Below are 26,028 nucleotides of genomic sequence, written 5' to 3' on the forward strand. Positions count from 1 at the left end.
CTCGCATCAGATTATCCAAACGGCAGCCAACGTCTCAGCCGCCTGCTGTCTGCTTTATCATATCGACATGCGGGATTCCATCCTCCAAATACACGTCGGATATTTCCTCAAAGCCGAAGGATCCATAGAAGTGGCGCAGATGTTCCTGACCATGAAGAAAGATCCTTCCAACTTTCCATTCTTCCTCCAACACACGAACCGCTTCCGTCATCATCGCCCTCGCATATCCTTTCCCCCGATGGTCCTCTGTCACCAGGACACGACCAATCGTGTAATGGCCATCCACATTTTCCGGAGAAATAATCCGGCAGTATGCCGCTATCTCCCCATCCACCTCCAGCCACAGGTGCAGAGAATCTTGATCTCTGCCGTCGACTTCCGGATAAGGGCATGCCTGCTCCACGACAAATACAGCCACCCGTGTCATTAAGATCCGGTATAATTCCTCTTTGCTAAGCTCATCAAATGATTTCCTGACCCATCTCATCTTCATCCCATCCTCACCTTTTTTCCTTTACTATATCGAAGCGGACTTTCCCATACAAAGAATTTTTTACAATTTCTTTCCGAATCGTTTTATCTGAATAATTTCAGGGAACCCGGCAATGGAAAAGGAATTAGGAGGATTGGTTATGTTCAGCAACATGCTTCCCATATCATTGAAAAAATATCTTCAGATGCCAAAGAGGCAGAGGAAGCACGAGGTGCAGATGGCTATATGGTATATGCCGTTCATCTATATCATTATGTCCCTCGTGGTCGTCGGGATCACCCTGACGCTTGATCTCGTCGTAGAAGTCAATCAATATACTCAAAACATATTTCAGATCAACGCTGAAGTTACCCGCATGCTTGTCAGTACGCTGATCGGGGGCATGCTGACGTTAAGCGCATTCACATTGAACTCCCTGCTTGTCGTCCTCACGACATTCAGCGGCCAGTTTTCACCAAGGATGCTTCTAAACTTCGTTTCGGATAAACGGACACAACATGCTCTCGGGATCTTCAACGGCAACTTCGTCTATGTATTGATTACCTTCTTATTTATCGGAAATGCCCAACGTGAATTCTTCGTAGCCGTACCGATTATTACCGTCCTGCTCACCTTTATATCTGCCGTCACATTCGTGTATTTCATCAACCATGCCACGACATGGATGCAGGTCCACAACATTACAAGCACCATGAAAAAAACGTCAGAAACAATGATTAACCAAACGCTGCATAGAGACCTTGAACCATACCGCAAAAAGAACCCGGAAGACTTGTTGGAAGCATACCAGGATGATGCCCGTCCGATTAAATCACCCGTATCCGGCTACATACAGCTGGTGGATTATCGGGAAATGATTGAACAGGCGAGAAAAGACGACATTATCGTCCATCTTCACGCCCAAGTCGGCGACTATGTATTGAAAGGGAATACACTCTTCAGCTACTGGGGGCCCGGCGCAGCGGGCAACGATTATAAAGAATATTGTTCTATGGTACATATCGGTCATAAGGAGACGGAATTGCAGGACATTCAGATGGGGATGCATAAACTGGCGGAAGTAGCGATTAAAGCACTGGGAAATGACGATCCCAAAACAGCGACCAACACGATCCATCAAATGGCCGATCTCATGCTTACCGTGGAGGACTACATCACCTTCACCCCTTATTTAATGGACCAAGAGGAACAGACGAGAGTCGTGCTTCTGTCTGAGTCGTTCGAATCCTATATTTACAGGGGATTCGGATTTATACGACATTATGCGCGCAGCAACCACCTTATCATTACGGAGTTGATCAGAGGTCTTGGGATGGTGGCAGAATCCATCGACGAATCTAAGCACCAGATGCTGTGGAAGTTCGCCTGCGATACGCTTGACCATATCGAAGAAGAAGTCATTTATACGCTTGATAAGACTTTTCTGCTGCAGGCGATGAACCACTTAGCAGAACTTACAAATAATACATTGGACTATTTCGCTATCGAACGCCGCTTTTACGACGAACTTCCAACTTCTTAAATCCGGAAAAAATAAAAAAGGAAACCCCGGACTGTAACAAGTCGAGGTTTCCTTTTTTGTATCCTTTTACAAATCAAGCGTTGCAGGCGTATCTTCCCCTTCGTTCATTAGACGAATGCTTTCCGGCATAATTTCAAGGACAATATAGTTCGGGTCATCCTTCCCATCAAACCAACGGTTCATGCGCTCCGACCACAACTCTTCTTTAATTTCCTGGTCTTCACGGATCTTCGCCTGTCCTTCCACTTCCAAGTACGTATCCCCGTATCCTTCGCCTTCATAGCCGATCAGAATATGGACATTCGGATTCGCTTCAATTTCATCCGCTTTATGTGTGTCGCTGTTCGTAGGAGTATAGAATGTGAATTGTTCATCATTCCAGAATGTCATATAACGGGTATGAGGTTTGTCATTCTTTACGGTAGCCAACGTACCGATTTTATGTTGTTCCATAATCTGCTTAATCTGGCTCTTTAATTCATCTTGTGTCAATGCAAACAAGCTCCCTTCTCCATATATGCTGCTCTGTCTTTCATACATTTCCAGTTTTCCCCGATAAACGAGAGCTAAACACAAAAATATGCCGTCGGTCATGACACAGCTCTTTAAGGGCAAGCTAAGAAGACCCGTTTCTGCACATGGATGCGCAAATTTGCATAAAATCGTTTTATCCAAAGCCTTCCTTGTTTTACACTGAAGGAAAGACAGGATTCGGGAGGAACAACCATGACTTTACAAATGAAAAATTGGAAATGGCTTTATATTGCATTGGGTTCTATATTTGTAGGGCTGCTCATCCTGATGATCAATTCAAAATCGAGCAGCTCGGAACCGTACCCGCGCGAAGAAGTAACACCGACCTTATTCATTCACGGGTTCAAAGGGGGGCCGAGGAGCTTCCAGACCATGATGGACCGGATGCAGTCCATGAATTGGGGAAAAAAAAGGATGACGGTCTATGTAGCGAACGATGGTACCCTCTCCATCCAGGGAAGCTTCCCCCAGACAAAGAACCCGTTTGTGCAGATATTGTTCGAAGATAATCGCGCCAGTATTTCCAATCAAACAAAATGGGTCGAAAACGTGATGATCCAGCTTCACTCCCGCTACAATGTTCAACAAGTAAATATTATCGGACATTCCATGGGCGGGTTAGCGTCGATCAATTATTTACTGAACGAACCTGCGGACGGCGTACCTGCCGTTAAGAAAGTTGCTGCTATCGCCAGTCCATTTAAAGGCATTCGGAAAGATTCCTATTTTGAATCCAATTACGGGGCCGCAACCGTGGATTTGAGACCAGACTCTGATGCTCTCCAGGATATGGTTAAGAATAAGGATCATTTCTCAGATAATGTAGACGTCCTTGCGGTGGCCGGAATCATCAACAAGGAGTCCCCGGAGCAGGAGCACTGGGATGGTCTTGTCCACGCCTCAAGCGTCCACGGACTGGAAGACATCGTTCCATTCGGCCGTTACTACGAAGAGAGAATTTACCAGCCTCAGGCAACCCACTCCGGCCTCCATGAGCTTGCGGAAGTCGACAGAATAGTGGCTGAATTCTTGTGGGAAACAGTACCCATGCGTTCGACAAGCGGTGAGCATCCTTAATCCAACAAAAAAAGTCCGGAGTTTGCTCCAATGCGCCTTGATGCATTGGTAAGCAACTCCGGATTGTTTTATTCTTTTTCGAAAATAAATACCCACATGAATGTAAGTGCCTGCTTTAATTCTTCTTCAAGCCCCTCCAAGAGACTGTCCTCGACACCACGCTTGTAAACCCCTTGTCCAGCTATTGATCTCCACCCTGTCTCTTCTGCCATCTTCTTCAATTCCCACGGCATCATCGTATTGCATATGACTTGTTCCCCGAACAAGCGGCGATAGCTGTTGGTCCTCGGCATTGCCGTCGGACCAAGCAGTGCGATACAAAGTCTTCCCCCAGGCTTCAGTATCCGCTTCATCTCATTAAGCCCCTGTGAAGGAATCTCCGTCCATTCCAATGAATTGACCGCCATGGCACTATCAAACGAATCATCTTCGAAAGGTAGAGCAGTTAGATCCCCCTGGACGAAGGTAAGTCCTTGTTCCCTGACTCTGGCATTCGCCTTATCAATCATGTCTTTCGACAAATCAACCCCTGTGACCTCATATCCTTTCTGCCAAAGCCGGAAAGATCCATAGCCGTCTCCACAGCCGAGGTCGGCTACTTTTCCTTTCAGGATATGATTCTCAAGAAAGGGAAGGATCGTACTTCGACTTCCTTCGTCCCACATTTCCTTGCTTTTTGAACTCCACATCCCGGCACGGTCGTCCCACTGCCTTTCTGCTTCTTTATGCCAATCGAACTTAACCATTTCCTCACTCGCCTTTCCGCTTCTTATATATATTTCTTCTTATAAAATTATACCTTACACCAATGCGCTGTGTCTGGGTTTTGATGCTTGGAGGTATTTGTTGTAGAATGGAAAAGGCTTGAATGTTATTTCGTTGTCCGTTATGATAGAAACACAAGATAAGCTAATAAAATTAATCTGAACAACTACATATAGTATTTGCGAACAGAAGATGCCACAAGGCTTAATAGGGAATCCGGTAACCAATCCGGAGCTGCCCCCGCAACTGTACGCATCCGCGAAATGGAAGATTCCACTGTGCCGCGCACGGGAAGGACCAGAGTAAGATCGGATGCCAGCCAGGAGACCTATCTTCGTTCGGCAGAGTTTCAACTTCTTCGGGGATTGAGAAGATGAAGCGATGGAACGAGGACTTTTTTGTGTCTCGCATCGTTTCATGGTTTCATCCACTCCCTTTCCCGGAGTGGATTTTTTTATTTTATATGTAGATATCAGATCAAGGAGTGAAACCATGAGCGTATCAGCAATTAAAGACCAATGGAAAGAAAGATTAGAAGCTTGGAAAACCGAGTTCCCTATGCTTGATCTGGATCGCATCATCCATAAAATTCCTAACTTAGGTTTTGAACATATGACGGAACAGGACCAGCGCCACGCTCTTATTCTCGAGTGTCTGGCTGAGGTCGATGAAATGGAACCGGATTGGACATTTGCAGCCAGCAGAATGCTGCTTGAGCAGATGTATGAGGAAGCTTCCAGTAACCGCGGAACAAACAAGGAATATGAAGATTTTCATGGTCTAATCTGCACGTTGATTAAGAAAGGCATCTATTCCGAGAAGCTGCTTACATATTACTCAGAGGAAGATATATACCAATTAGAAAAAGCACTCGCCCCTGAACGTGACCATCAATTCACCTACATTGGTTTGAAGACATTGAGTGACAGATATATTGCAAGAAGTAAAGAGAAAGAAGTTTATGAACTTCCTCAAGAGCGCTTTATGATCATTGCAATGGTCTTAATGTCACAAGAAGAAGCACCAAAACGGTTGGCACTCGTAAAAGAAGCCTACTGGGCTTTGAGTCATTTATACATGACTGTAGCCACCCCGACTTTAGCAAATGCGGGGAAACGTTATGGTCAGCTGAGCTCCTGCTTCATCGATACGGTAGATGACAGCCTTCAGGGCATCTACGACAGCAACACAGACATCGCCAATCTCAGTAAGCACGGAGGAGGGATCGGAGTCTATCTCGGCAAAATCCGCAGCCGCGGCAGTGATATCCGTGGATTTAAAGGGGTTTCCTCCGGCGTCCTTCCTTGGATGAAGCAGTTAAACAATACAGCCGTGAGCGTCGATCAGCTCGGACAGCGTCAAGGTGCCGTCGCTGTATATCTTGACATATGGCATAAAGACATTTTCCCGTTTCTTGACAGCCGATTGAACAACGGAGATGAACGGCAGCGGACGCACGACCTGTTCACAGGCGTATCCATTCCGGACATCTTCATGGAAGCAGTGGAGAATCGGGAAGACTGGTACTTGTTTGACCCTCACGAAGTACGCAAAGTCATGGGATTTTCGCTGGAAGATTATTTCGATGAAAAACGCGGCGAAGGCTCTTTCAGAGATAAATACCAGGCATGTGTAGAGAACCCGGAGCTTTCCAAAGAAACTGTGCCCGCCATTGAAATTATGAAACGGATCATGGTTGGACAGTTGGAGACCGGAACACCATACATGTTCTATCGGGACGAAGTAAACCGGATGAATCCAAACAACCATGCCGGCATGATTTATTGCAGTAATCTGTGTACAGAAATAGCACAGAATCAAAGACCTACCACTCAATCCGAACAATACGTGGAAGACGGGAAGATCATTACCGTCCATAATCCTGGTGATTTCGTCGTGTGTAACCTTTCCAGCATCAATCTGGGCCGTGCGGTTCCAGCCGGTGTGCTTCCACGTTTGATTGCAATCCAAGTACGTATGCTCGACAACGTAATTGAACAAAACACCATTCCTGTACTACAGGCGCAATTGACCAATCAGAAATATCGCGGCGTAGGTCTAGGAACCTTCGGCTGGGCCCACCTGCTTGCAAAGAAGAAGATTGCCTGGGAATCAGAAGAAGCACTCGCCTATACAGAGGAAGTGTACGAAGCGGTTGCTTATCACGCGATAGAAGCAAGCAGTGAGCTGGCTCAAGAAAAAGGAAGCTACCCTCTATTTGAAGGTTCTGACTGGCAGACCGGGGAATTTTTTGTTAAACGATCGTTTGACCAAGACCGCACATGGAACTGGAATGAGCTGAGAAATAAAGTAGCGACACAAGGAATGCGGAACGGATACCTGCTCGCTGTCGCTCCAAACTCCAGCACTTCCCTGATAGCAGGAAGCACAGCAAGCATCGATCCGATTTTCAAAAAGTTCTACTCAGAAGAGAAGAAAGACTACAAGATTCCAGTAACCGCACCAGAGCTCGATCACACGACTTACGGGTATTATAAATCCGCTTACGATATTGATCAGCATACTAGCATCAAGCAGAACAGTATCCGCCAGCGATTCATCGATCAGGCCATTTCCTTCAATATGTATGTAAGAAATACCATTCAGGCGAAAGAACTCCTCTCCCTGCATTTGGATGCATGGCGAAGCGGGATGAAGACGACATATTATACAAGATCGACTTCCAGTCAAGGCGAATACGACGACTGTGAATACTGTTCATCATAATAAGGAGGGACACCTATCATGCGCACAATAAACAAAAGAAAACTGGTGGATCATGAAGCTCCCAATGCTTCAACAGGTATTGTTAACGGCAGAAGCTCAAACGTATTGAACTGGGATGATACCCGTTACGCCTGGGCTTACCCTATGTATAAGAACATGCTTTCGAACTTCTGGATACCAAACGAAATCAATATGAGCAATGATCTAAAGCAGTGGCCCGAACTTACGGAACAAGAACAGGCTTCCTTCAAGAAAATCATCGGTCTCCTTGCTTTTCTTGATTCTATCCAAACCGATTACTCAGGTAAAATAGCCGACTACCTTACAGATTCCAGCCTGTCTGCACTCATGCAGGTCCTGGCCTTTCAGGAAGTCGTTCATAACCAATCTTATTCCTATGTCCTGTCCACTCTTGTCGATCAAAGGGAACAGGAAAATATATTCGAATACTGGAAACATGACGAAGTTCTCTTAGAGCGGAATCAGTTCATCACGGATGGATATCAAACTTTCGATGAGGACCCTTCTGTTGATACCTTCTTACGTTCCATCGTTTATGATGTCGTTTTAGAAGGACTATTCTTCTATGCCGGTTTCGCGTTCTTCTACAACCTGGCACGAAATAATAAAATGGTTTCTACAAGTACGATGATCAATTATATCAACAGGGACGAACAGATCCACGTCAACCTGTTTGCAAGAATATTTAAGGAAACACTGAACGAGAATGAAGAACTGGATAAGGAAGAATACCACCGCTTCGTCACGGAAACCTTTAAAGAAGCGTCCGAGTTGGAAATCAAATGGGCCCATCATATCATCGGTGACAGGTTCCCCGGCATTCCGATCCATGATTTAGAGGATTATATCCGTTTCATGGCCAACAAACGGTGTCAACAGCTCGGAGCAGAGAAGCCTTTCCCTTCCTATAAGAAAAACCCATTGAAATGGATTCGCGCTTATCAGGAAGTAGATGAAGGAAAATCCGATTTCTTTGAGCAGAAGTCCAGACAATACACGAAAGTTTCCGATACGAACGGATTCGATGACTTATAAAGCTGACCGGGCCTTGTGCCCGGTTTTTTATGTTAACTTTTCTTACATAACACTAAAAAACGCTCTTGATTTTTCAGAATATTTCATTTATAGTTATATTTATTCATTACCTTAAGTGTTAGGAAACCTAACATGATTCTAAAGGAGGACACTATTCATGAAGAAAGTAGAGGCGATCATTCGGCCGGAAGCGTTCCAGACACTACGCCACAACCTCGACGAACTAGGGGTGAAAGGACTGACAGTCTCAGAGGTGGCAGGGTGCGGACAACAGAAAGGCCAGGAAGGAATTTTCCGCGGCAACCGCTTTGAAATCAAGCTCTACCCGAAAGTGAAAGTGGAAATGGTTGTGGAAAATCATGAATTAGGTGCCATCATAGACGCAATCATGGAGTGCTGCGCAACAAACGAAGTCGGCGATGGGAAAGTGTTCGTTTCTACCATCGATGAAGTATTTCGAATCCGGACAGGAGAAACCGGAAAAGAAGCACTGGTCTAAAACCATTTTAGAAAGGAAGAAGATTATGAAAAAAATTATTCCTATATTCTTTATCGCACTCCTGGGCTTCCCTGTCGTCGCAAGTGCAGAAACGGCAGTCACAGCTGACTCTGTCCTGCAGTCCCTCGACATGGCCTGGATTATGATCGCAGCATTTCTTGTATTCTTCATGCATGCAGGATTCGCCATGGTGGAGTCGGGGTTCACACGCTCTAAAAACGCACTGAATATCCTCATGAAGAACTTCATGACAATGTCCATCGCAGCCGTCCTCTACTTTATTGTCGGTTACGGAATCATGTTCGGAACTTCAGGTGGCGGCATCATAGGTACAGATGGATTTCTCCTCAGCGGACAAGAAGATCAAATCGGATTCTTCGTTTTCCAAGCTGTTTTCGCAGCCACGTGTGCCACCATTATTTCCGGCGCCGTTGCTGAACGCATGAAACTAGGCTCTTATCTTATACTTACCCTTTTCATGACAGGTTTGATTTACCCGGTTGTAGGACACTGGATTTGGGGCGGCGGATGGATTTCCGAGCTCGGTTTCGTAGACTTCGCCGGTTCTACAGTGGTACACATGACCGGCGCTGTAGGAGCACTTGTTACCGTCCTGTTCCTGGGGCCTCGACTCGGCAAATACAGTGGAAAGACAGTGAACGTCATCCCTGGTCATAACATTCCATTAGGAGCACTTGGTGTATTCATTCTTTGGTTCGGCTGGTTCGGATTTAACGGAGGGAGCACACTTGCTGCCGACCCTTCCCTCGTACCTTCCGTCATCGCAACCACCCTGCTGTCAGCTTCTGCAGGTATCATCGGATCAGCCTTCTATTCTTACGCGAAATTTAAGCGTATCGATGCATCCTTAACTCTGAACGGAGCACTGGCAGGTCTTGTAGGTATCACAGCAGGGGCAGCCAACGTTTCCTTAATCGGTTCTGTTATCATCGGTTTAATCGCAGGCGTCATCCTTGTTGAATCTGTTCAATTTCTTGACCGCGTCGTTCGTGTGGATGATCCTGTAGGAGCCATCGCCGTTCACGGTATCTGCGGGATTTGGGGAACACTCGCTGTAGGCTTCTTCTCTATTGAAGGGGGATTGTTCTACGGGGACGGCTTCCGTTTACTGGGTATCCAAGCCGTAGGAATCCTCGCGGTAATTGCATGGACAGTTGTCGCAACCGGCATCGTTGTTTTCCTTATCAAGAGCACAATCGGCATTCGCGTCTCCCGGCAAGAAGAGATTTCCGGGCTTGATTTTGTCGAACATGGGTCTTCCGCTTACGAATCCAGCAGAGGAATCTTTAACGAAAACCCTGTCCTTGATAACGATTTTGGAGTAGGGCTTCTTCATCGCCTCGATGGATTACAGAACGAACAAACAGCTCCTCCGAAAGAAGAAAGAACAGCTCAATAAACCCACCCCGCCCTCTCATAAGGGGCGGGATTTTTTAGTTCCTATTATCTATTTTACGAACGTATGTTCTTATTTTAATCATTTTGTGGTATCCTTGTACATAGATACCGTTTCCTTCCATAGGTAAGGACGACCGTAATAGAAAGGGAGTGAGGCCAGCGATGAGTATTTACGAAGCTTTGATGACCATGTTGGCGTTTGGAACCTTCATCATTACACTCCTTGCGCTTATCATCAAAATCAATAAAAAATAGACCTTCCCTCAGGAAAGGCCTGTGTCTATCAAATTTTAGAACGGTATCCTCCGGCGACAGTAGCCGCTGTTGCCGGTTTCATTTTTATTATAGCACGCCCACAAAAGAACCATCCACCCCATTTTCGATCCCCGGAAACCTGATAAGACCCTCAACACCGTCGCCTCCCGGAGGATTTATTACTCCATTAGTCGAATGTATGTAAAAAGGTGTTTTTTAAAACCTGAGAACGATGTGTGTCGTCTATATGAAAGAGGTGGGACATTGTGATACGAAAACAGCACTCCAAGTCATCCGGCCAGGAAGCACCCGTTGTCGACCAAGCCCTTGTGGAACAATGGATTCAAGAATACGGCCACGATTTGAAATGGCTGGCTTTTTCGTACGTCAAGGACTACTCTACTGCCGAAGATATTGTTCAGGAAACGATGATCAAAGCTTACCAAAAGTATCCGACATTCAAACAAGAATCCACCACAAAAACATGGTTGTACAAAATAGCAATTAACCTGTGTAAAGACTATTTAAAGAGCTCTTACGTTAAAAGGGTCATCAAGCGGGGAACAGAAATGTTCCGTCACCTGCCGTCAGGAAGACACACCCCGGAAGAGACTCTATTACAACGCAGCGAGGAAGAAGCCTTGTTGGAAGAAGTGCTGAAACTCGACGACAAATACAGGGAAATGATCGTCCTTTATTACTTTGAAGAATTCGATGTCCACGAGGTGGCACAGGTGTTGAGAATAAGTCCAAACACGGTAAAAACCAGACTGAGGCGCGCGCGACAAATTCTTCAGGACCGTTTGACTGAGAAAGGAAGTCTCCGACATGAGTGATATAATGGATCGTAAATTAAAAAAGATCACACAAGAGCTCAAGTACGACCAAGTCCCTTTCGATGGACGCCACATGAAAAAAACTGTTCTGAAATCCTTACGTCAGGAAGAAAAGACTCCCTATAAGAGGAGAATGCTTTTCCCATTATTAGCTGTGTTCCCGACGGCTGCTCTCTTATCTCTATCCTACACAGAGAGCCAAACTCCAATGACAGCTTCCACGTTAGTCGGACAGACCATAAAAGGCGACTTCAAAACAGCTGGAAGCATCGAAGACGCTGAATTCGCAAACGCCGGAGCAGAACACAGCACCGACATAAAAGTATCTAAAATGATCCGCGCCACCTACATCATTCACGAAGGAAAAGCCTACATCCAAACAAATAAACAAGTATCCCCGAAACAGCTCCACGAGGTCATTGGCACAATGGAACACCTACCCTCCGCCAAGGATAAATTAAAGTCTGTGCCGACGCAGACGACAAAAACTTCTATTTACAGCATTAAGGAGGAAGATCCAAAAGAAAAAATTGCGATTCAAAGCTGGCGGGACGAAGGAACAGCTTCTACCGGTACCGGGAAACAGGGATACTACTTATTCCAAAACGCAGAGACCCATCCACTCCCTGACGTTTCCCCTTAATCTTCCTTATATAGATGTCGTTTCACATCGTCTAAAGATTGTTGTATAGTCGGCTTGATTTTCGGGTTATAGAAGACAGCTGCGGGGTGATAAAGAGGAATGACACGATAGGCTTTCTCCGTTTCACACCACCTAGGTCCGCCTTCTTTTGGACGATACTTCAGCAATGGTGTTTCCATCAACTGTCCGACGAGAACACTAATTTTGCCTTCTTCACCTGTCAGCCTTCGCAAGGCAACACCACCCAACACGAGGATAATATCCGGATCCACCTGTTCCACCTGGTAGTCCAGCAATGGTGCATGGGCTTCTATTTCTTTTTTATTCGGCTTTCTATTTGCTTTTCGCTTCCCCTTTTTGTTGGAATCCACCCATTTGTACGGGCGACTCCTTACTACGCTTGTAATGTACAGGTCATCACGTTCCAAACCAAGATACTCCAACTGCTTATCCAACTCTTTACCCGCCCGTCCAATGAATGGAACCCCTTCAACCGCCTCTTTCTCTCCAGGCGCTTCCCCTACCAACATAATTTCTGCGTTACGGTTTCCCTTACCAGGAACAAATCCTTCCACAAGACACCCTTCCATCCTTCGTTCTGCATCTTTTAACATCGATTTCGGCCACTCCATTTCCAGCATCCTCCTAACCTTTCCCGTTACATCTATGTTCATACAAAAACAAAAAGCGGCCGGCAATGCCGACCGCCCTCCGCTATTTTTGATGAACTGCTTCTGTCTCATTTTCCTTAATTAGATCAGCAGTCAATTGACCAGACAGCGTGACCATCGGTACTCCACCTCCAGGATGGGTGGACCCCCCTACAAAGTACAAACCCTCAAAAACCTGACTCTTCGAAGGGATCTTGAAACCGCCATTCGACTTACGATCAGCAGCAATACCATAGATAGATCCACCATTCGGTCCATATAAACGCTCTAAATCTTCCGGAGTAAAGCGATATTCGAATTCAATGGAATCTCTAACTCCTTCCATCCCCATCCGCTCCAGCTTATCCAGGACGGTCTCGCGATAAGCATCCCAGTCGACCGGCTTTCTTTTCTTATTTTCAAGTGGTGGAACGTGTGTCAGGACAAACAGGTTATCTTTACCTGCCGGAGCCTGCGATTCGTCTGAACGGGCGGAGATACCAATATAGATTGTCGGGTCATCCGCTGGTTTTCCCTGCTCATATATCTGCTTGAACTCCAGCTCTGGATCTTCTGAAAAGAAGAAGTTATGATGCTTAAGGTTGTTAAATTTACGATTTGTGCCAAGGAGGAGAACAAGACCTGAAACCGTGGGATCGAATTTCTTCTCCAGCGACTTTGTTTCTTTCTTCACTTTGGCCGTTTGCGGTGCAAGCTTGCGATAAGCAGGAATAGCCTCTAAATTGGATACCACAACATCCGCTTCATGCACCGTGCCATCTTCCGTCTCTACGCCGATTACGCGCTCATTTTCCACAACAAGCTGACGAACAGGAGAGTTAAATTGGACGTCCACACGCAGCTCCTCCATTAAACGTCCCATAGCCTCCGCAATATTATAGAGACCGCCTTTGACATAATAGATGCCAAGCCCCAGCTGTACATAGACAAGCTGATTAAGAATAGCCGGTGTTGCGTATGGGTTCGACCCCACATACATAACGAAGTAATTGAACAACTGCTCTAGATATTTGTTATCAAAGAACTTGCGGGTGGATTTAGCGACCGTGTTCATCGGATCCATTTGTAATAGTTCACTGAATTTGTGGTGACTCTTTAAATCTTTCAGATCTGAAATACTGTATTTATAGAAGCTCTTCATACAAAGCTCATACATATCTTGGCTGTAGGAGAGAAAATCCGTCAACTTCCTGTTCGGCCTGTCCGTTACTTTAGCCATTTCTTCCAGCATATTTGGAAGGTCACTCGTAACATCAATCGACGTCCCGTCTTCAAAGAAGGTTCTCCATTGAGGCTCCACCCGTTCCACTGTTATATAATCATCCAAACGTCGGTGGACGCTCTCAAACAGCTGTTCCAACACCCACGGCATAGTCAGGATCGATGGACCGGTATCAAAGGTGAATCCTTTTCCTTCTCTCTTATTCAACTTTCCGCCAAGGTTGCTGTTCTTTTCAATCACTTTCACATCATATCCGTCTGCAGTCAACCGAATCGCAGCAGACATCCCACCTAAACCAGCACCTACAACAACAGCTGTTTTCTTTTTCAAATGATCCACCTCCGAATTTAATAGACAAAAGGAATCAATCGGTATCGCCTGCGACACCAATCTTTGTACTTCTCTCCATGCTCCTCAACCAACATCGCTTCTTCCAGGCGGATTCTATGTAGTAATGCAGAAGCAACCAAAGCTCCGCAGACAAAGGCTGTGTATATGTTCCCTACACCTAAGCAAAAGCCGATGATGATGGAAAATAAACCTGTATAGAGGGGGTGCCTCAGCCAGCGGTAAGGTCCTGTGCTGACAAGCTTGTCTCCTTTTTTCACAGAGACATCCCTTGTAAACTGGTCCTTAAGGTGCATAATGCCCCAGTAACGAAGCCACACACCAGCCGCGTAAATAAGCAGACCCACCCACCATACCCAGCGGATAGACAGAATACCGAAGTTCCATTCACGCATGATCAACGTTGCGCAAACCGCCAGTAGAACGGTGATTAGAATGATCGGGAAGGAGCGACGTTCCGCTTCACCACCACCCTTTGTCGAATGATGGTTGCGGAACAAAGCAAACTCTCCAATCCAAAGAATTGTGACGAATAAAAACAGAAGCTCAAAGAGATTCATGCTTCCGGAAAGCCGTCCATTCTCACAGAAAGCCCCCTCCTTCCCATCCATTCTTCTTTCATAGCTGCTATCTATCATTATTCCCCCATTCCTCATTCCATAAACAGGAAAGTAGATACATACCGTGGTATGATAGGGCCGAGGGGGAAGGAAAACATATGGAACAATTTTACTGGTTTTTCATCATCAGCGTCATCCTGGCTACTTTTTTCATGATTTTCAGGAGATTGACCATCAAGACATACGTACTGATTACCATACTCGTAGTCTTGTATATCACGGTTTTGGTTTTAAGTTTTGCCGCCGACCTGCTATAGTTATAAACCTTTCCGCTGTTTATTAATTGCTTCCCTGATATGGTAGAGTTCCGCGTACATGGCGGTGGAGTAAACACTCATGATACTGAGGAACATCGATATTACAAATATGGAACCGTCTAAATCGAAGCCCAGCACGGCCGTAAAACCGACAATGGCACCGATGATTACTCCGATCCCTGTTAAAAGCAGGATTTTCTGCAACGTTACTGAATAAGACATTCCACTCACTCCTCCTAAGTTAACTATTTTCTACTATACCCATGAGTCTCCGCATCTACACGTCCATCCTCCTCGACAGCCTCGTCCAAAACTGGAGCTAACAAAAAAACAGGCAGCCACAGCTGCCTGTTTTTCATCATTATAATCCTGCACTCAAAATTACTTCCCCCTGTGGTGTTTCACTTGAAGCATCAGGCTCTTTGGAGACAGCGACCATATCCCACTCTGTATCTTCAGGCAGCTGTTCCATATTATACGTAACCGCTCCTTCTCCACTTTCATTAGCTTTAAAGGTACCGGCCCTGTACGGCGTCTCTCCATTGATCAGCCACACCTGATACACTTCCTCACCGTCCAGAGGCTCCAGTTGATCTGCCTGCAGACTGAGGACTTCCCCTTCTGACTGACGAACCATTGCTGCGGATGCGCTTGCTGTCGTCGTTTCCCCCTGAAGCGTAACTTTGCGAAGGACTTCGTCTGTACTGTCCGAAATTTCTTCAGGTTCCTGTTGCACTATCTGTTTTTCCTCATTCATTAAAGCCCATACGTTACCGGCAAGCGATACAATCAACGCCGCCACGAGCCCTCTGACAAACCACGAAGATTTCTTATTCCTCTTCACTTCTCCAAATGCGTGTTCTTTCTTCTTCGAGATCGGAAGGACATTTTCGGAATGTTCTTCTATAACAGAAGAATCTCCCCTTCCATCCTGCTCATGCTGGAAGACTTCTCCTAAAACACGTGCTTTCATGTCATCCGGAGGGGTGATAGGATCAGAAGCAAAAGGAAGCTCACCGGTTAACTCCTGCAATTCTTCCAGCTCTTCTCTACACTCGCTGCATGTATTCAAATGTTCTTCAAATTCCATCTTCTCCTGCTCACTAAGATGGCCATTGAAGTAATCCATTAATTCATCGCATAGTCTAGACATCACGAACCCCTCCTTTCTCTGATGATAACTGCCTCTTCAGGTGTTTCAACGCTAATCGCACCCGTCCTTTTACCGTTCCCAAGGGGAGACCGGTCTTTTCTGCAATCTCCCGCTGGGTCAGTCCTTTAAAATAGAATAATTGCACCATATTCCTTTGCTCTTCCGACAGAAGGCTGACGGCTGCCCTCACTCTGTCTCCACGTTCTTTCCATTCCACCAGATCTTCCGTCGTTTCCGTACCTCGGTCCGGTACGTCCGTTTCTTCTTCTAAAGAAACGTGCTCTTTATTTGTCTTACGTATTATATCAATAGCTGTATACCGAGTGATGGTAACGATCCAAGAGGAGAATTTCCCCTTCGATTCCTCGTATCTTGCTTTCTTTGTCCATAACTTTAGAAATACTTCCTGCAACACTTCTTCGGCTAATGTTGGATCACCCGACAGCTTGATGACAAAGGAGTATAAAAGCTTTTCATACCGATCGTAAATGGCTTCCAGTGCTTCCTTATCCCCTTCAAGCATTTGATGATATAACAGAGAATCACGTTGGCTCATAGCACACTCCCTTTATGGTGGTTATCAACATCATAGCATAGGGAGCAGGTCAATATCCTATGATAGAGTGATGCTGTACAGCTATCGTATGAAATAAACGGATGGATCACTTTTCTCCATAATTTACATAAAGAAATGGTTTATCCCCCTTCCATCAAGGGTACACAGACATACTAACAAAAAAAGAGCAGCCTAAGGCTGCTCTTTTTTTTCGTATCGATTATGCTTCTACAGCACGCACAGGTTCTTCTTCTATTCCGTGTTTCTTCTCTGACTCTGCTACAACGACCGCACACGCAGCATCACCAGTGATGTTAAGCGCTGTACGAGTCATATCAAGAAGACGGTCAATACCAATAATCAAGGCGATTCCTTCAACCGGTAGAGACACTTGATTCAATACCATAGCAAGCATGATAAGCCCTACACCCGGAACTCCGGCTGTACCGATACTAGCAAGCACGGCAACCAGGACGACCATAATCAACTGACCGAAGGACAAATCCGTCGCATACACCTGGGCGATGAAAATAGTTGCAACACCCTGCATAATAGCCGTACCATCCATGTTGATCGTCGCTCCAAGAGGCTGTACGAAGCTGCTGACCGGTTTTGGAACATTCAAATTCTCCTGAGCCGTCTTCATCGAAATCGGAAGCGTCGAGCTGCTGCTGGACGTACTGAATCCGACCGTCATGGCAGGGAAGAATCCTTTGAAGAACTTAATTGGACTCATCTTACCGAGAAACTTCACCGCTCCTCCATATGTCACAAGGCCATGGATGAATAGAGCAAGTATTACAACAAACATGTACATAGCCATCGCTTTCATTCCGTCAATTCCCATCGTTCCGATGGCAGATGCCAAAAGACCAAAGGCACCATATGGAGCAAAGCGCATGATCAAGTTAACAAGGTACATCATAATTTCGTTCCCCTGCTCGATCACTTTCAATACACCTTCCGTTTTCTTACCAAGCATCGCAAGGGCAAAACCAATAAAAATAGAGAAGGCAATGATTTGCAGCATGTTTCCTTCAACCATGGACTGAATCGGATTGGTCGGAATAATACTTGTAAATGTTTCAACGACGCTAGGCGCTTCCTGCGACTCATATTCGGCGCCGGCCGTATTAATATCAATATTTCCTGGTTGGAACAAATAAGCAAGACCAATAGCAATCGCAATAGCAATGGTAGTCGTAATCAGGAAGAAACCAATGGTCTTCCCTCCGATTCTACCCAACTTCTTCGGATCTCCTAAAGAAGCTGTACCGAGTGTAATAGAGAAGAATACGATCGGTACGACAAGCATTTTAATCAGATTCAGGAACACAGTTCCCAAGGGGCTGAATACATACGTATCAAGCGTTCCAAATAAATCCGGTGCAGCTATGTGCAGTGCCAGACCTACGATGGCACCAAGAGCCAAACCTATGAATATTTTCGTTGTCAACTTCATGGCGTTACCTCCTAAACATTATGAAAACGCTTTCCTATTATTTTATTATAAATACAAGTCGTATAAAAATGATAGAAAGCTTAGTGCTGCAAGCACGATGTGAGATACATGATATAAAAGGGGTTTTTCGTGATTCGGGCCATGAAAGCCCGCAAAGAGATGGTTGCAACCAACGTGGGTAGAAACATGCTACTATGGATTATAGCATATAAATTGTAAATGGTGAATAGAATTTGCTGGTAGTTTGCTATACAACTAAATGAACATGAATGATAATCTCCCTTCACCGGCCGGCGAAATGCTGTCATGACTAGTCCTAACCATATTATGAGAATTTTTTAAATTTATCACAAGTTTATGACATTCCATTGGAACATGCATATACTTCGATGCCGTTGCATAAAAAAACACCCCGGAAATCCATCACAGATATCCGGGGGGGAGATTACAAGGCCTGTTCGACAGAATGGGTGAGCTGAGTAATGATATCCTCACTGTCTTCAATTCCAATGGACAGTCGGATAACATAGTCATTAACGCCGATCTTTAACCGCTCTGCATCGGAAAGTGCACGATGCGACGTTCGGATAGGATAGGACAAGGTTGTCTCCACCCCTGCGAGTGTCGGAGCGATTTTGATCCAACCGAGGGAACGGAAGAAGGCATGTACGTCTACGCTTTCATTCAGTTCAATTGTGACAATGGCCCCATTCCCTCGTTCGGATACATATTCGGGATAGAAGACTTTCGCAATACCTTTATGTTTCCGGAGCGCCTCCGCTACCTGCTTCGCATTCTCTGACTGTTTCTTCATTCGCAGACCGAGTGTCTTCGCCCCGCGTTGGGTGAGCCAAGCTTCAAACGGACTTAAGTTTGCTCCGAGTGTGACGACTTTTTTCGCAGCTGCTTGAATGAGGTCAGCATCGCCGACCAGGACGCCGCATGTAGCATCACTATGACCGCCTATATATTTCGTTCCGCTATGTACGACGAGGTCGATCCCCATAGAATATGGCTGCAGTAAGTAAGGGGTCGCAAACGTATTATCAACCATTGTCCTGATACCATGAGATTGAGCCAGCTCTACCAATCTTTCCATATTCTCCACCCTCAAAAATGGATTAGAGATGGATTCAGTATATAACAATTTGGTTTCCTCTCTAATGGCTGCTTTCACACCCTCCAAATCAGTGAAGTCAAGCATCGTCACTTCAATCCCGAAGGTTGCAAGCTCCTTCGTAATCAAAGAGTGCGTACCGCCGTAAAGATCTTCTGCTGCAATGATGTGATCACCGGGTTTAGCTGCGCCGAGAATACCTGCGAGAATAGCCGACATACCGGAAGATGTGGCAACCCCTGCCGGTGCACCTTCTAATTCTGCTACCGTACCGGCAAGTTCATCCGTGTTTGGATTCCTTTCTCTGGAGTAGAGATAAGGACTTGCTCCTTCATAATAACTTTCTAAATGGTCAAGATCTTTGAATGTGAAGGCAGAAGTCTGATAAATGGGGGTGCGCTTACTATTCTGCACCTCCGTCTGATCTTGTTTATAATGAACAACTTTTGTATCAAATGAAGTAGGTTTCATTCACGTTTCCTCCTCTTATACCGCTTAATCACAAATTATAGCGATTCAAAAAGATTATTGTCAAAGTTTTTCGACATATCGGTTTATAACAGACTCTATAAATCGAAAGTAGCCCGGTTCATGAGGTACGAACGCTTCCTTTCCCGCATGACTAACGTTCCCGGATAAAAGAGAAACAACCTCTTTCTCCTCTTCCAAGCCCGCAGCCAATGATTTAAAGTCATGAAAAGAAAGCCTGACAACGTCCTGCACTTCCTCCCCGATCATCCAGGCAAGAGGCTCTTCTACTACATAAAGAAACACCCGGCATATTTCTCTGTCTATAACGGTCCCGTCTATAAGCACTTCTTTAAAGGAGCCAGAATTGATCAAATCATCCGGGGCTATGTCCAACCCAAGTTCTTCGTTAATTTCCCGGCAACCTGCCGATAACAGTCCTTCTCCCGCTTCTATATGCCCGGCCGCCGTTATGTCGTAGAGGCCTGGATAGTCCTTTTTATCATCAGAACGCCGTTGGAAATAGATCGATTTCTGCTTTGGATCATAAAACCAGCAATGGAACGTTTCGTGCCAATCCCCATCCATATGGACGAGAGCTCTTTCTTTTGTTCCTGCTGTATAACCATCTTCATTAAATATAGTAAGGTATTCTTTCACTGGACCTACCCCTCTTCTTTATGTCTATCCCTATTAATAGTAGCAGACGCCGGCTGTGTACTCTCCATAAAAAATGCGCAAGCCTCATAAGCTTACGCATTCCGCTGGGACTGGTTTACTGAAGAAGTACCCCTGATAGTCATAACAACCCTTTTCCTGCAGGTACACAATATGTTCTTTGCGCTCCACCCCTTCTGCTATCACATCAAGGCCGAGACTCTGAGCCATACTGATAATGGCATTGACGATCACGACCTCGTTCCTGTCGCTGTCTATCTGATTAATGAAAGATCGATCGATTTTGATCGCATCTACAGGAAGACGATGAAGGTAGCTGAGGGAGGAAAATCCGACACCGAAATCATCCAAATGAATGGAAATCCCGCTGTTTCTCAAGGTGTTCAGCGTCTCAATACTGCGGTCGAAGTCCTGGAGTACCATCGTTTCCGTAATTTCTATGATCAGGCTTTCCGGAGCCAGGCCGGAGGCAGTCAATGCCCCCATGATCTTATCGGTCAAAGCCACATCAGCAAACTGATAAGCGGACAAGTTGACGGCCACCTTCAAGTGGGGTTCTCCATATTCCTGCCATTGCTTCGCCTGTCTGCAAGCTTCCCGCAGCACCCATTCTCCAATATCCACAATCATGCCGGTCTCTTCAGCAAGACTAATGAAATGATGAGGAGATAGAAGGCCGTGCTCGGGATGATTCCAGCGAATCAAAGCTTCAAACCCTTTAACTTGAAGCGTTTCTCCGGAAATCTGGGGCTGATAATAAAGAAGGAATTCCCCCTCTTCAAGCGCCTGGTGAAGGGCCTGCTTCAGTTGAAGTTCCTCTCTCATCTGTTCTCCCATCCTGGAATCATAAATTTCATATCGGTTCTTGCCGTTCCGCTTCGCCTTGTGCATGGCTGCATCAGCACGTCTCAGCACTTCCTCTGCATCACCGGAATCGGGCGTGGAGGTTGCTATTCCTATGCTTACGGTCGTATAAAACTCTTTTCCTTCAATGATGAAAGGGCGACGCATGGAATGAATGATCTGTTCTCCAAGCAGGCAAACGTCTTCCAACGTAATCGATGACCGAATAAGGACAGCATATTCGTCACTGCTGATTCTGGACAAGACACATTCCTGTTTCGCAAATGTCTTCCTCAAATAGCTGGCGAACTGACGGAGCAGTTCATCTCCTTTTGCATGTCCCCAGGAATCATTGATCATTTTGAAATTATCAATATCAAACAACAGAAGGATCGCCGATTCTTCCAACGCGCCGGGCAATATATCAGAGAAATAGTTTCTAGTGAGCAGCCCGGTGAGAGAATCATACCGGGAGAGCACTTCCAGTTTTTCTTCTGTTTGAATCCTAGACATCTCGTTTGCAATACGATCTGCAAATATCTGAAGCAGAGGACGGATCATTGGGTTGTTCGTCTGTTTCCGTTGATCCATAACAGCTAATACTCCGATGGGTTCTTGATCTGAACTCATCAAAGTTTTGCCCAGGAAGCTTTCTACTTCATAACGCTTCAAAATACTTGCGGAAGGAAAGTATTCCTGAGCCCTGCTCGGGTAAAAACAGTCGACGGAAGTAGCAAGCAGTTCCAAAGGCGATTCCTCTACCTGGTATGTATCTCCATTAGACGTCTCCCCTTTATGAAAAATCGAAGAAACGAACAATTCGTTTTTCTGCTGCCCCTTCCATTCCCCGATAAAGGCAGTATTAACCTGGAGAACGGCCGCTAAATATTTCACGAGGAAATCAAAGAACGCCTGCCCGTTATAGCGCAGGAACCCTTCCCCTATTTCGACGATAGCGTTTTTAATCCGGCCAAGATCCATTTGATAAATCCGGTCCGTCGCTCCTATACCTGAATAGCCGATCCTGTTTCCGACCTCATTATAAAAAGGATGAACGATATCCTTGAACCAATGGCTCTCTCCTCCGTTACTCCAACGGTAGTCGAATTCCAAAATTCGTTCCGATCTTTCCGAACGTGCCAGTCGCTCAAAGTATGACCAGTCCTCTTCATGAAGCTTCTCCTTCACCTGCTGTTTATCCATGACGGCCAATTCTATTCCAAGCATTTCCTGCAACGGTTCATTCAAATATATCTTCTCATCACTAAGCTGATAGAACCAGACAGGTATGGAAAGCTGTTTGAGCGTCTTCCACGGGTGTTCCGCAATCTGAGCCATTACCGTTCACCTACTCCGAAAGATATTTTCCTCACATTTTACTTATCGGAATTTCCAGATGGAAGTTTAATCACATCCGGTGAAGGAATACTATAAAAAAGGAGGATCACCCATGAATAACAAACCTAAGAAACAAAAGGAACAAGAAACGAGCAATGAGGCAGCAGAACTATTCAACAAGAAGCCCCGGCTGGACAAAGCATTTGCTCCTGATGAAGAAAAACAAGCGGAAGATCATTCCGAAAGCGACGCTCTCTTTCATCATTATTCCGATAAAGAATCGAAGTAAGCGGCTCTCATAGAGCCGTTTTTCTTCTGGCCGGCGTGAAACATAAGAGGTTATAAAAGAATAATAAACCTCCTACATATATGGAAATGAATATATTTAATATATAGAAGAACAATTCTCCACAGCCCGACCTCCCCGATAAAACCACTTCTTGTTTTCTTCCCTCACACCTGCCGGTTTCTGATAAAATAAAGGTATAAAATGGCAGGAAGGAGACCTTGCGGATGAAGAGATTTCAGTGGATGCTTCTATTGGCAGCAGTGCTCGTAGTTGCTGCAGGAGCCTATTGGATGGAGGGAGGGACAATCAAAGTCTCTCACGAAGCAGATTCCAAACCAATGAGGAAAGCAAAAGATGTGAATTTGGATGAACTGCCGATCACTTTACCCGAAGTAGACAATGAAGATGCTGTCGATCATTTCTACGAGCGTCTAAATCCCAGCCTCAAGACGGCCAGACAGAACGGATTAACTGTAAAGGAAGCGCAATCGTCTCCTGTCCCCGGCAGAGATGGAAGAATGCAGATCAATGAGGTGTGGCATAACGGCCGTACCATTACAGTTATGTATAGTCTGGATTTGTCCGCACTAATCGATAAAGATTCTAAGAACCACAGCTATTCTCCAATGATCGAATCCGTTACGATTCAAGGGAATAAGGCCATAGATACCCAGACGCTTCCCGGTTTATCAGTCCCGATTGATTCCGACAATGCAGTAATCTTCCAGAATCGCGTCTATGGGTCGTTACAATTACCAGCCATTTCGAAACAGGACTGGGGGTATGAGAACATCCCGGAAGAAGTACATGATTTCGATGAAACCCTGAAAACTTCTATCGGTATTCGGATAGGTGGAGAACGAATAGAAACCGAAGCGATGCCGATTCGTTATCTCCATGACAAAGACAGCCATTTGCTCGCCACTTATGAAACAACCGAGTCCTATACGGAACATGGTGTAACGTTCACTCCAATGGAACTAAAAGCCGGCGTCCTGTCTAACAGCATCCGTTTCCGCATGGAGGACCCGGGAGCAGCGTTCAATGAGTCCCTGGAGGGGATCATCCAAACAAATGCAGGGGAATCTTATACGATCGTCCCTTATATTCATCGTTTAAAAGAAGGTGTCTACGAGGGTTATTTTCCACCCTTCTCAGAAATTCCAGACGAAGTTACCTTCCAATTACAACAAGTACACTTTAAGGAAATCCATCCCTATTCGTTTGAAGTGGATATGAATAAGTTTAAAGGAACCTCGGATCATGAGACATGGACCGCCAACAAGAAGATAGCAGAGATTCATGATACAGACATCATTTTACGCCGAGTGGACAAGCACGGGAATGAGCATATGAACGCGGAACTGTTCTATGATCCCCATTCGAAGGACCAGCCGTCCAAAGTTATCGGAGCTATGTCTGAAAACACAGGTCCGGAAGCTGCCGAACAGCAGAAAGATGTTTTTATAAGCAGTGAAGATGGAAAATCCATCGACGGATTCCTGCATGGGTACCAGGATGAAGGAAATATAGATTTCGGCCTTCATGAATTCGATCAATCCGACCGTTTAAAAATCACCGTTGAAAAAGTAGTCTACACGCAGAAGCTGGACCATTCCTTCACTTTCCATCGGAAATGACGGATGATTGAGGTGTGCCAAGACCTTTCACAAAATGCCGAACCTCATCATTGAAGCGGTCATAGTGAGTGGCGGGAGTCTGGTGATAAGCATTTTCGATGACATACATTCTTGCGTTGGGACATGGGTGATAGTACTTGGAATGTTCACTTATCCAAAATTCCTTACTACCGTACACAAGGAGCATCGGTTTATCGATCAGGCCGACACGGTGACTGCAGTCATAGTGAAGCGCACGATCGTAGAACGAGTGCCAGGCAGAGGGGTTGGACTTCGCCATGTGGTCATTCAGCTCCTGTTTAATGGTTTCATCACGGAAATGAGAGTGGCTGAGAAGTCGGGCAAGGGTTTCCGGGCTTTTCTCCACCCAGCTCATTCCCCCGTAGAATTCAAACTTCAGACCACCTGTGCTCACTTTTGGGAAACCTCCGGCAAGGATGAGGGCTGTCAACCGTTCCGGGTAAGTCAATGCGAACTCCTGCGCAACCATCCCTCCACAGGAATACCCTACAACCACAGCCTGCTGAATCCTCAAATGATCCAGAAGCTGCAGGATTTCTCCTGCATACCAGCTTATATCCGGTCGGTCTGTCGCCAGATCAGAATCTCCATTTCCGCTCAAATCAGGAAAAATCACTCGAAAGTCACAGGAAAGTTCCTTTTGGAATTTAAAGACTTTCCTCCCCATCCCGGGCGGATGGATGAAGACAAGCGCCTGCCCCTTCCCAACCTCTTCATAAAATAAACGAACTCCTTCTTCATTCGTATAATAAGGCATGGTTTCATCCCCTAATCATATAGTCATGGAGCCTTAGTCTTCCTTTATATTAGAGATTTTATGTTGCCCGCCGGAACAAAATTGACACCTGTTTTATGCTGTGCTTACATAAACGTATGACGTAACTGGAAGGGGAACATCATGAAACGGCGCCTGTTTATCTTCGTGTTGTTCGTAGCCGTACCAGCATGTATATTCGTTGCCTGCGGCTCCAAACAATTGGAGGATACATTAGATATAGAAGTACAATCATTTGAAGGAAAAACACAAGAAGGAAAGGCCTTTTCCACAGAAGAAATGAAAGGCAAGGTGTGGCTGGCCGATTTTGTCTTCACAAGCTGCGATACGGACTGCCCGCCGCTGACACGAAATATGTCAGAGGTACAACAGCAGTTGAAACAAGAAGGTATCGATGCAGAGATCGTTACATTCAGCGTCGATCCCACTGTCGACACACCGGATAAATTAAAAGAATTTGCATTAAAAAACGGTGCTTCCCTCGATAATTGGACATTTGTTACGGAGTACACCCAGGAGCAGATCGCAGATTTCGCTCAGGAAAGCTTTCAGACCCCTGCTGTTAAAACAGAAGGAAATGATCAAGTCACCCACAGCAATGCTTTTTACCTTGTTGGGAAAAACGGAAAAGTCCTGAAAAAATATAAAGGAGACGTTGCTGTTCCCAAAGAACAAATCCTAAAAGATATAAAAGCCATTACCTAAAAAAGCCCCCCTTGCCGGGAGGCTTTTTCATTTAGATAT

The 26,028-nt window shown here is 45.5% G+C and carries 27 protein-coding genes and 1 riboswitch; of the genes, 13 read left to right on the top strand and 14 right to left on the bottom strand.

From position 1 onward, the window contains the following. Window positions 1-34 precede the first annotated feature (34 nt). On the bottom strand, window positions 35-487 hold the full coding sequence (locus tag AXG56_RS17825; RefSeq protein WP_062515760.1) for a GNAT family N-acetyltransferase: 453 nt from the start codon (window positions 485-487) through the stop codon (window positions 35-37). A 145-nt stretch (window positions 488-632) separates the two neighbouring features. Here AXG56_RS17825 and AXG56_RS17830 point away from each other — a divergent pair, with 145 nt between their 5' ends. After that, a complete protein-coding gene (locus AXG56_RS17830; RefSeq protein WP_062515742.1) occupies window positions 633-2,015 on the top strand; it encodes a DUF2254 domain-containing protein in 1,383 nt (460 codons plus the stop codon). A gap of 66 nt (window positions 2,016-2,081) precedes the next feature. Here AXG56_RS17830 and AXG56_RS17835 read toward each other — a convergent pair whose 3' ends face one another. After that, on the bottom strand, window positions 2,082-2,507 hold the full coding sequence (locus AXG56_RS17835) for a pyridoxamine 5'-phosphate oxidase family protein (protein ID WP_008636282.1): 426 nt from the start codon (window positions 2,505-2,507) through the stop codon (window positions 2,082-2,084). Between the two features lie 234 nt (window positions 2,508-2,741). On the opposite strand from AXG56_RS17835, the gene AXG56_RS17840 reads away from it, so the two are divergent. Next, window positions 2,742-3,626 carry an alpha/beta fold hydrolase gene (locus tag AXG56_RS17840; protein WP_062515743.1) on the top strand — a complete coding sequence of 295 codons (885 nt, stop codon included), beginning with the start codon at window positions 2,742-2,744 and terminating at the stop codon, window positions 3,624-3,626. A 68-nt stretch (window positions 3,627-3,694) separates the two neighbouring features. On the opposite strand, the gene AXG56_RS17845 is transcribed toward AXG56_RS17840, so the two are convergent. Then, on the bottom strand, window positions 3,695-4,372 hold the full coding sequence (locus AXG56_RS17845) for a class I SAM-dependent methyltransferase (protein WP_026577016.1): 678 nt from the start codon (window positions 4,370-4,372) through the stop codon (window positions 3,695-3,697). A 192-nt stretch (window positions 4,373-4,564) separates the two neighbouring features. Then, a riboswitch (cobalamin riboswitch) is annotated at window positions 4,565-4,742 on the top strand. 141 nt (window positions 4,743-4,883) lie between these two features. On the opposite strand from AXG56_RS17845, the gene AXG56_RS17850 reads away from it, so the two are divergent. From AXG56_RS17850 to AXG56_RS17875, 7 genes are all read left to right on the top strand, one after another. Next, window positions 4,884-7,118, top strand: coding sequence for a ribonucleoside-diphosphate reductase subunit alpha (locus tag AXG56_RS17850; RefSeq protein WP_062515744.1), 2,235 nt, complete (start codon window positions 4,884-4,886; stop codon window positions 7,116-7,118). A gap of 18 nt (window positions 7,119-7,136) precedes the next feature. Next, window positions 7,137-8,174 (top strand): ribonucleotide-diphosphate reductase subunit beta, encoded by a 1,038-nt coding sequence (locus AXG56_RS17855; RefSeq protein WP_026577018.1) that lies wholly within the window; start codon window positions 7,137-7,139, stop codon window positions 8,172-8,174. A gap of 157 nt (window positions 8,175-8,331) precedes the next feature. Further along, window positions 8,332-8,673 carry a P-II family nitrogen regulator gene (locus AXG56_RS17860; protein WP_008636308.1) on the top strand — a complete coding sequence of 114 codons (342 nt, stop codon included), beginning with the start codon at window positions 8,332-8,334 and terminating at the stop codon, window positions 8,671-8,673. A 25-nt stretch (window positions 8,674-8,698) separates the two neighbouring features. Then, entirely contained in the window at window positions 8,699-10,093 is a 1,395-nt protein-coding gene (locus tag AXG56_RS17865) for an ammonium transporter (RefSeq protein WP_062515745.1), read from the top strand. 161 nt (window positions 10,094-10,254) lie between these two features. After that, entirely contained in the window at window positions 10,255-10,347 is a 93-nt protein-coding gene (locus AXG56_RS19245; RefSeq protein ID WP_008636312.1) for a putative holin-like toxin, read from the top strand. A 266-nt stretch (window positions 10,348-10,613) separates the two neighbouring features. Then, complete coding sequence (locus AXG56_RS17870) at window positions 10,614-11,183, top strand: sigma-70 family RNA polymerase sigma factor (RefSeq protein ID WP_051348838.1); 570 nt, start codon at window positions 10,614-10,616, stop codon at window positions 11,181-11,183. Beyond that, window positions 11,176-11,826 (top strand): hypothetical protein, encoded by a 651-nt coding sequence (locus AXG56_RS17875; protein ID WP_062515746.1) that lies wholly within the window; start codon window positions 11,176-11,178, stop codon window positions 11,824-11,826. The genes AXG56_RS17870 and AXG56_RS17875 overlap by 8 nt, the downstream gene beginning before the upstream one ends. Here AXG56_RS17875 and AXG56_RS17880 read toward each other — a convergent pair. The 3 genes from AXG56_RS17880 to AXG56_RS17890 all read right to left on the bottom strand — a co-directional run bounded on the left by AXG56_RS17880 (window position 11,823) and on the right by AXG56_RS17890 (window position 14,705). After that, the gene (locus AXG56_RS17880) at window positions 11,823-12,458 is read right to left on the bottom strand and encodes a uracil-DNA glycosylase (RefSeq protein WP_008636318.1); all 636 of its coding nucleotides are present in this window, start codon (window positions 12,456-12,458) and stop codon (window positions 11,823-11,825) included. The genes AXG56_RS17875 and AXG56_RS17880 overlap by 4 nt on opposite strands. A gap of 82 nt (window positions 12,459-12,540) precedes the next feature. Beyond that, window positions 12,541-14,049 (bottom strand): NAD(P)/FAD-dependent oxidoreductase, encoded by a 1,509-nt coding sequence (locus AXG56_RS17885; protein WP_008636325.1) that lies wholly within the window; start codon window positions 14,047-14,049, stop codon window positions 12,541-12,543. A gap of 17 nt (window positions 14,050-14,066) precedes the next feature. Next, window positions 14,067-14,705 carry an isoprenylcysteine carboxylmethyltransferase family protein gene (locus tag AXG56_RS17890; protein WP_008636327.1) on the bottom strand — a complete coding sequence of 213 codons (639 nt, stop codon included), beginning with the start codon at window positions 14,703-14,705 and terminating at the stop codon, window positions 14,067-14,069. Window positions 14,706-14,785: 80 nt separating this feature from the next. Here AXG56_RS17890 and AXG56_RS19580 point away from each other — a divergent pair, with 80 nt between their 5' ends. Beyond that, the gene (locus AXG56_RS19580; protein ID WP_161484935.1) at window positions 14,786-14,944 is read left to right on the top strand and encodes a hypothetical protein; all 159 of its coding nucleotides are present in this window, start codon (window positions 14,786-14,788) and stop codon (window positions 14,942-14,944) included. Here the strand turns inward: AXG56_RS19580 and AXG56_RS17895 are convergent, their stop codons facing one another. The 7 genes from AXG56_RS17895 to AXG56_RS17925 form a co-directional block, all read right to left on the bottom strand. Next, window positions 14,945-15,166, bottom strand: coding sequence for a hypothetical protein (locus tag AXG56_RS17895; protein ID WP_008636328.1), 222 nt, complete (start codon window positions 15,164-15,166; stop codon window positions 14,945-14,947). It abuts the gene before it with no gap. Between the two features lie 139 nt (window positions 15,167-15,305). Beyond that, a complete protein-coding gene (locus AXG56_RS17900; RefSeq protein WP_062515747.1) occupies window positions 15,306-16,097 on the bottom strand; it encodes an anti-sigma factor in 792 nt (263 codons plus the stop codon). Then, complete coding sequence (locus AXG56_RS17905) at window positions 16,090-16,653, bottom strand: RNA polymerase sigma factor (RefSeq protein WP_062515748.1); 564 nt, start codon at window positions 16,651-16,653, stop codon at window positions 16,090-16,092. The genes AXG56_RS17900 and AXG56_RS17905 overlap by 8 nt, the downstream gene beginning before the upstream one ends. Window positions 16,654-16,873: 220 nt before the next feature. Further along, window positions 16,874-18,115, bottom strand: a complete 1,242-nt coding sequence (locus AXG56_RS17910; protein ID WP_008636333.1) for a dicarboxylate/amino acid:cation symporter — start codon at window positions 18,113-18,115, stop codon at window positions 16,874-16,876. 445 nt (window positions 18,116-18,560) lie between these two features. Next, a complete protein-coding gene (locus tag AXG56_RS17915) occupies window positions 18,561-19,703 on the bottom strand; it encodes a PLP-dependent aspartate aminotransferase family protein (protein WP_026577023.1) in 1,143 nt (380 codons plus the stop codon). Window positions 19,704-19,763: 60 nt separating this feature from the next. Next, the gene (locus tag AXG56_RS17920; protein ID WP_051348840.1) at window positions 19,764-20,360 is read right to left on the bottom strand and encodes an NUDIX domain-containing protein; all 597 of its coding nucleotides are present in this window, start codon (window positions 20,358-20,360) and stop codon (window positions 19,764-19,766) included. An 84-nt stretch (window positions 20,361-20,444) separates the two neighbouring features. After that, window positions 20,445-22,559 carry a bifunctional diguanylate cyclase/phosphodiesterase gene (locus AXG56_RS17925; protein WP_008636342.1) on the bottom strand — a complete coding sequence of 705 codons (2,115 nt, stop codon included), beginning with the start codon at window positions 22,557-22,559 and terminating at the stop codon, window positions 20,445-20,447. 112 nt (window positions 22,560-22,671) lie between these two features. Between AXG56_RS17925 and AXG56_RS19585 the strand changes: the two genes are divergently transcribed. Together AXG56_RS19585 and AXG56_RS17930 are read left to right on the top strand one after the other, a co-directional pair. After that, a complete protein-coding gene (locus AXG56_RS19585) occupies window positions 22,672-22,848 on the top strand; it encodes a hypothetical protein (RefSeq protein ID WP_008636343.1) in 177 nt (58 codons plus the stop codon). Between the two features lie 224 nt (window positions 22,849-23,072). Continuing rightward, window positions 23,073-24,488: a hypothetical protein gene (locus AXG56_RS17930; RefSeq protein ID WP_062515749.1), complete on the top strand. Its 1,416-nt coding sequence runs from the start codon at window positions 23,073-23,075 to the stop codon at window positions 24,486-24,488. Here AXG56_RS17930 and AXG56_RS17935 read toward each other — a convergent pair. Continuing rightward, window positions 24,469-25,266, bottom strand: a complete 798-nt coding sequence (locus tag AXG56_RS17935) for an alpha/beta fold hydrolase (RefSeq protein WP_008636345.1) — start codon at window positions 25,264-25,266, stop codon at window positions 24,469-24,471. The two genes, AXG56_RS17930 and AXG56_RS17935, sit on opposite strands and share 20 nt — an antisense overlap. Window positions 25,267-25,407: 141 nt before the next feature. On the opposite strand from AXG56_RS17935, the gene AXG56_RS17940 reads away from it, so the two are divergent. Then, the gene (locus AXG56_RS17940) at window positions 25,408-25,989 is read left to right on the top strand and encodes a cytochrome c oxidase assembly protein (protein WP_008636346.1); all 582 of its coding nucleotides are present in this window, start codon (window positions 25,408-25,410) and stop codon (window positions 25,987-25,989) included. The last annotated feature ends 39 nt before the right edge of the window (window positions 25,990-26,028 follow it).

It is taken from the genome of Halobacillus sp. KGW1, from assembly GCF_001592845.1.
In the GTDB taxonomy this organism is placed as follows: Bacteria; Bacillota; Bacilli; order Bacillales; family Halobacillaceae; genus Halobacillus.

What these genes read in the sequence shown, in the direction of transcription:
- AXG56_RS17825 (WP_062515760.1), bottom strand. Translation starts at nt 487, where the DNA reads ATGAGATGGGTCAGGAAATCATTTGATGAGCTTAGCAAAGAGGAATTA.
- AXG56_RS17830 (WP_062515742.1), top strand. Translation starts at nt 633, where the DNA reads ATGTTCAGCAACATGCTTCCCATATCATTGAAAAAATATCTTCAGATG.
- AXG56_RS17840 (WP_062515743.1), top strand. Translation starts at nt 2,742, where the DNA reads ATGACTTTACAAATGAAAAATTGGAAATGGCTTTATATTGCATTGGGT.
- AXG56_RS17845 (WP_026577016.1), bottom strand. Translation starts at nt 4,372, where the DNA reads ATGGTTAAGTTCGATTGGCATAAAGAAGCAGAAAGGCAGTGGGACGAC.
- AXG56_RS17850 (WP_062515744.1), top strand. Translation starts at nt 4,884, where the DNA reads ATGAGCGTATCAGCAATTAAAGACCAATGGAAAGAAAGATTAGAAGCT.
- AXG56_RS17855 (WP_026577018.1), top strand. Translation starts at nt 7,137, where the DNA reads ATGCGCACAATAAACAAAAGAAAACTGGTGGATCATGAAGCTCCCAAT.
- AXG56_RS17860 (WP_008636308.1), top strand. Translation starts at nt 8,332, where the DNA reads ATGAAGAAAGTAGAGGCGATCATTCGGCCGGAAGCGTTCCAGACACTA.
- AXG56_RS17865 (WP_062515745.1), top strand. Translation starts at nt 8,699, where the DNA reads ATGAAAAAAATTATTCCTATATTCTTTATCGCACTCCTGGGCTTCCCT.
- AXG56_RS19245 (WP_008636312.1), top strand. Translation starts at nt 10,255, where the DNA reads ATGAGTATTTACGAAGCTTTGATGACCATGTTGGCGTTTGGAACCTTC.
- AXG56_RS17875 (WP_062515746.1), top strand. Translation starts at nt 11,176, where the DNA reads ATGAGTGATATAATGGATCGTAAATTAAAAAAGATCACACAAGAGCTC.
- AXG56_RS17880 (WP_008636318.1), bottom strand. Translation starts at nt 12,458, where the DNA reads ATGGAGTGGCCGAAATCGATGTTAAAAGATGCAGAACGAAGGATGGAA.
- AXG56_RS17890 (WP_008636327.1), bottom strand. Translation starts at nt 14,705, where the DNA reads ATGATAGATAGCAGCTATGAAAGAAGAATGGATGGGAAGGAGGGGGCT.
- AXG56_RS19580 (WP_161484935.1), top strand. Translation starts at nt 14,786, where the DNA reads ATGGAACAATTTTACTGGTTTTTCATCATCAGCGTCATCCTGGCTACT.
- AXG56_RS17895 (WP_008636328.1), bottom strand. Translation starts at nt 15,166, where the DNA reads ATGTCTTATTCAGTAACGTTGCAGAAAATCCTGCTTTTAACAGGGATC.
- AXG56_RS17900 (WP_062515747.1), bottom strand. Translation starts at nt 16,097, where the DNA reads ATGTCTAGACTATGCGATGAATTAATGGATTACTTCAATGGCCATCTT.
- AXG56_RS17905 (WP_062515748.1), bottom strand. Translation starts at nt 16,653, where the DNA reads ATGAGCCAACGTGATTCTCTGTTATATCATCAAATGCTTGAAGGGGAT.
- AXG56_RS17910 (WP_008636333.1), bottom strand. Translation starts at nt 18,115, where the DNA reads ATGAAGTTGACAACGAAAATATTCATAGGTTTGGCTCTTGGTGCCATC.
- AXG56_RS17915 (WP_026577023.1), bottom strand. Translation starts at nt 19,703, where the DNA reads ATGAAACCTACTTCATTTGATACAAAAGTTGTTCATTATAAACAAGAT.
- AXG56_RS17925 (WP_008636342.1), bottom strand. Translation starts at nt 22,559, where the DNA reads ATGGCTCAGATTGCGGAACACCCGTGGAAGACGCTCAAACAGCTTTCC.
- AXG56_RS19585 (WP_008636343.1), top strand. Translation starts at nt 22,672, where the DNA reads ATGAATAACAAACCTAAGAAACAAAAGGAACAAGAAACGAGCAATGAG.
- AXG56_RS17930 (WP_062515749.1), top strand. Translation starts at nt 23,073, where the DNA reads ATGAAGAGATTTCAGTGGATGCTTCTATTGGCAGCAGTGCTCGTAGTT.
- AXG56_RS17935 (WP_008636345.1), bottom strand. Translation starts at nt 25,266, where the DNA reads ATGCCTTATTATACGAATGAAGAAGGAGTTCGTTTATTTTATGAAGAG.
- AXG56_RS17940 (WP_008636346.1), top strand. Translation starts at nt 25,408, where the DNA reads ATGAAACGGCGCCTGTTTATCTTCGTGTTGTTCGTAGCCGTACCAGCA.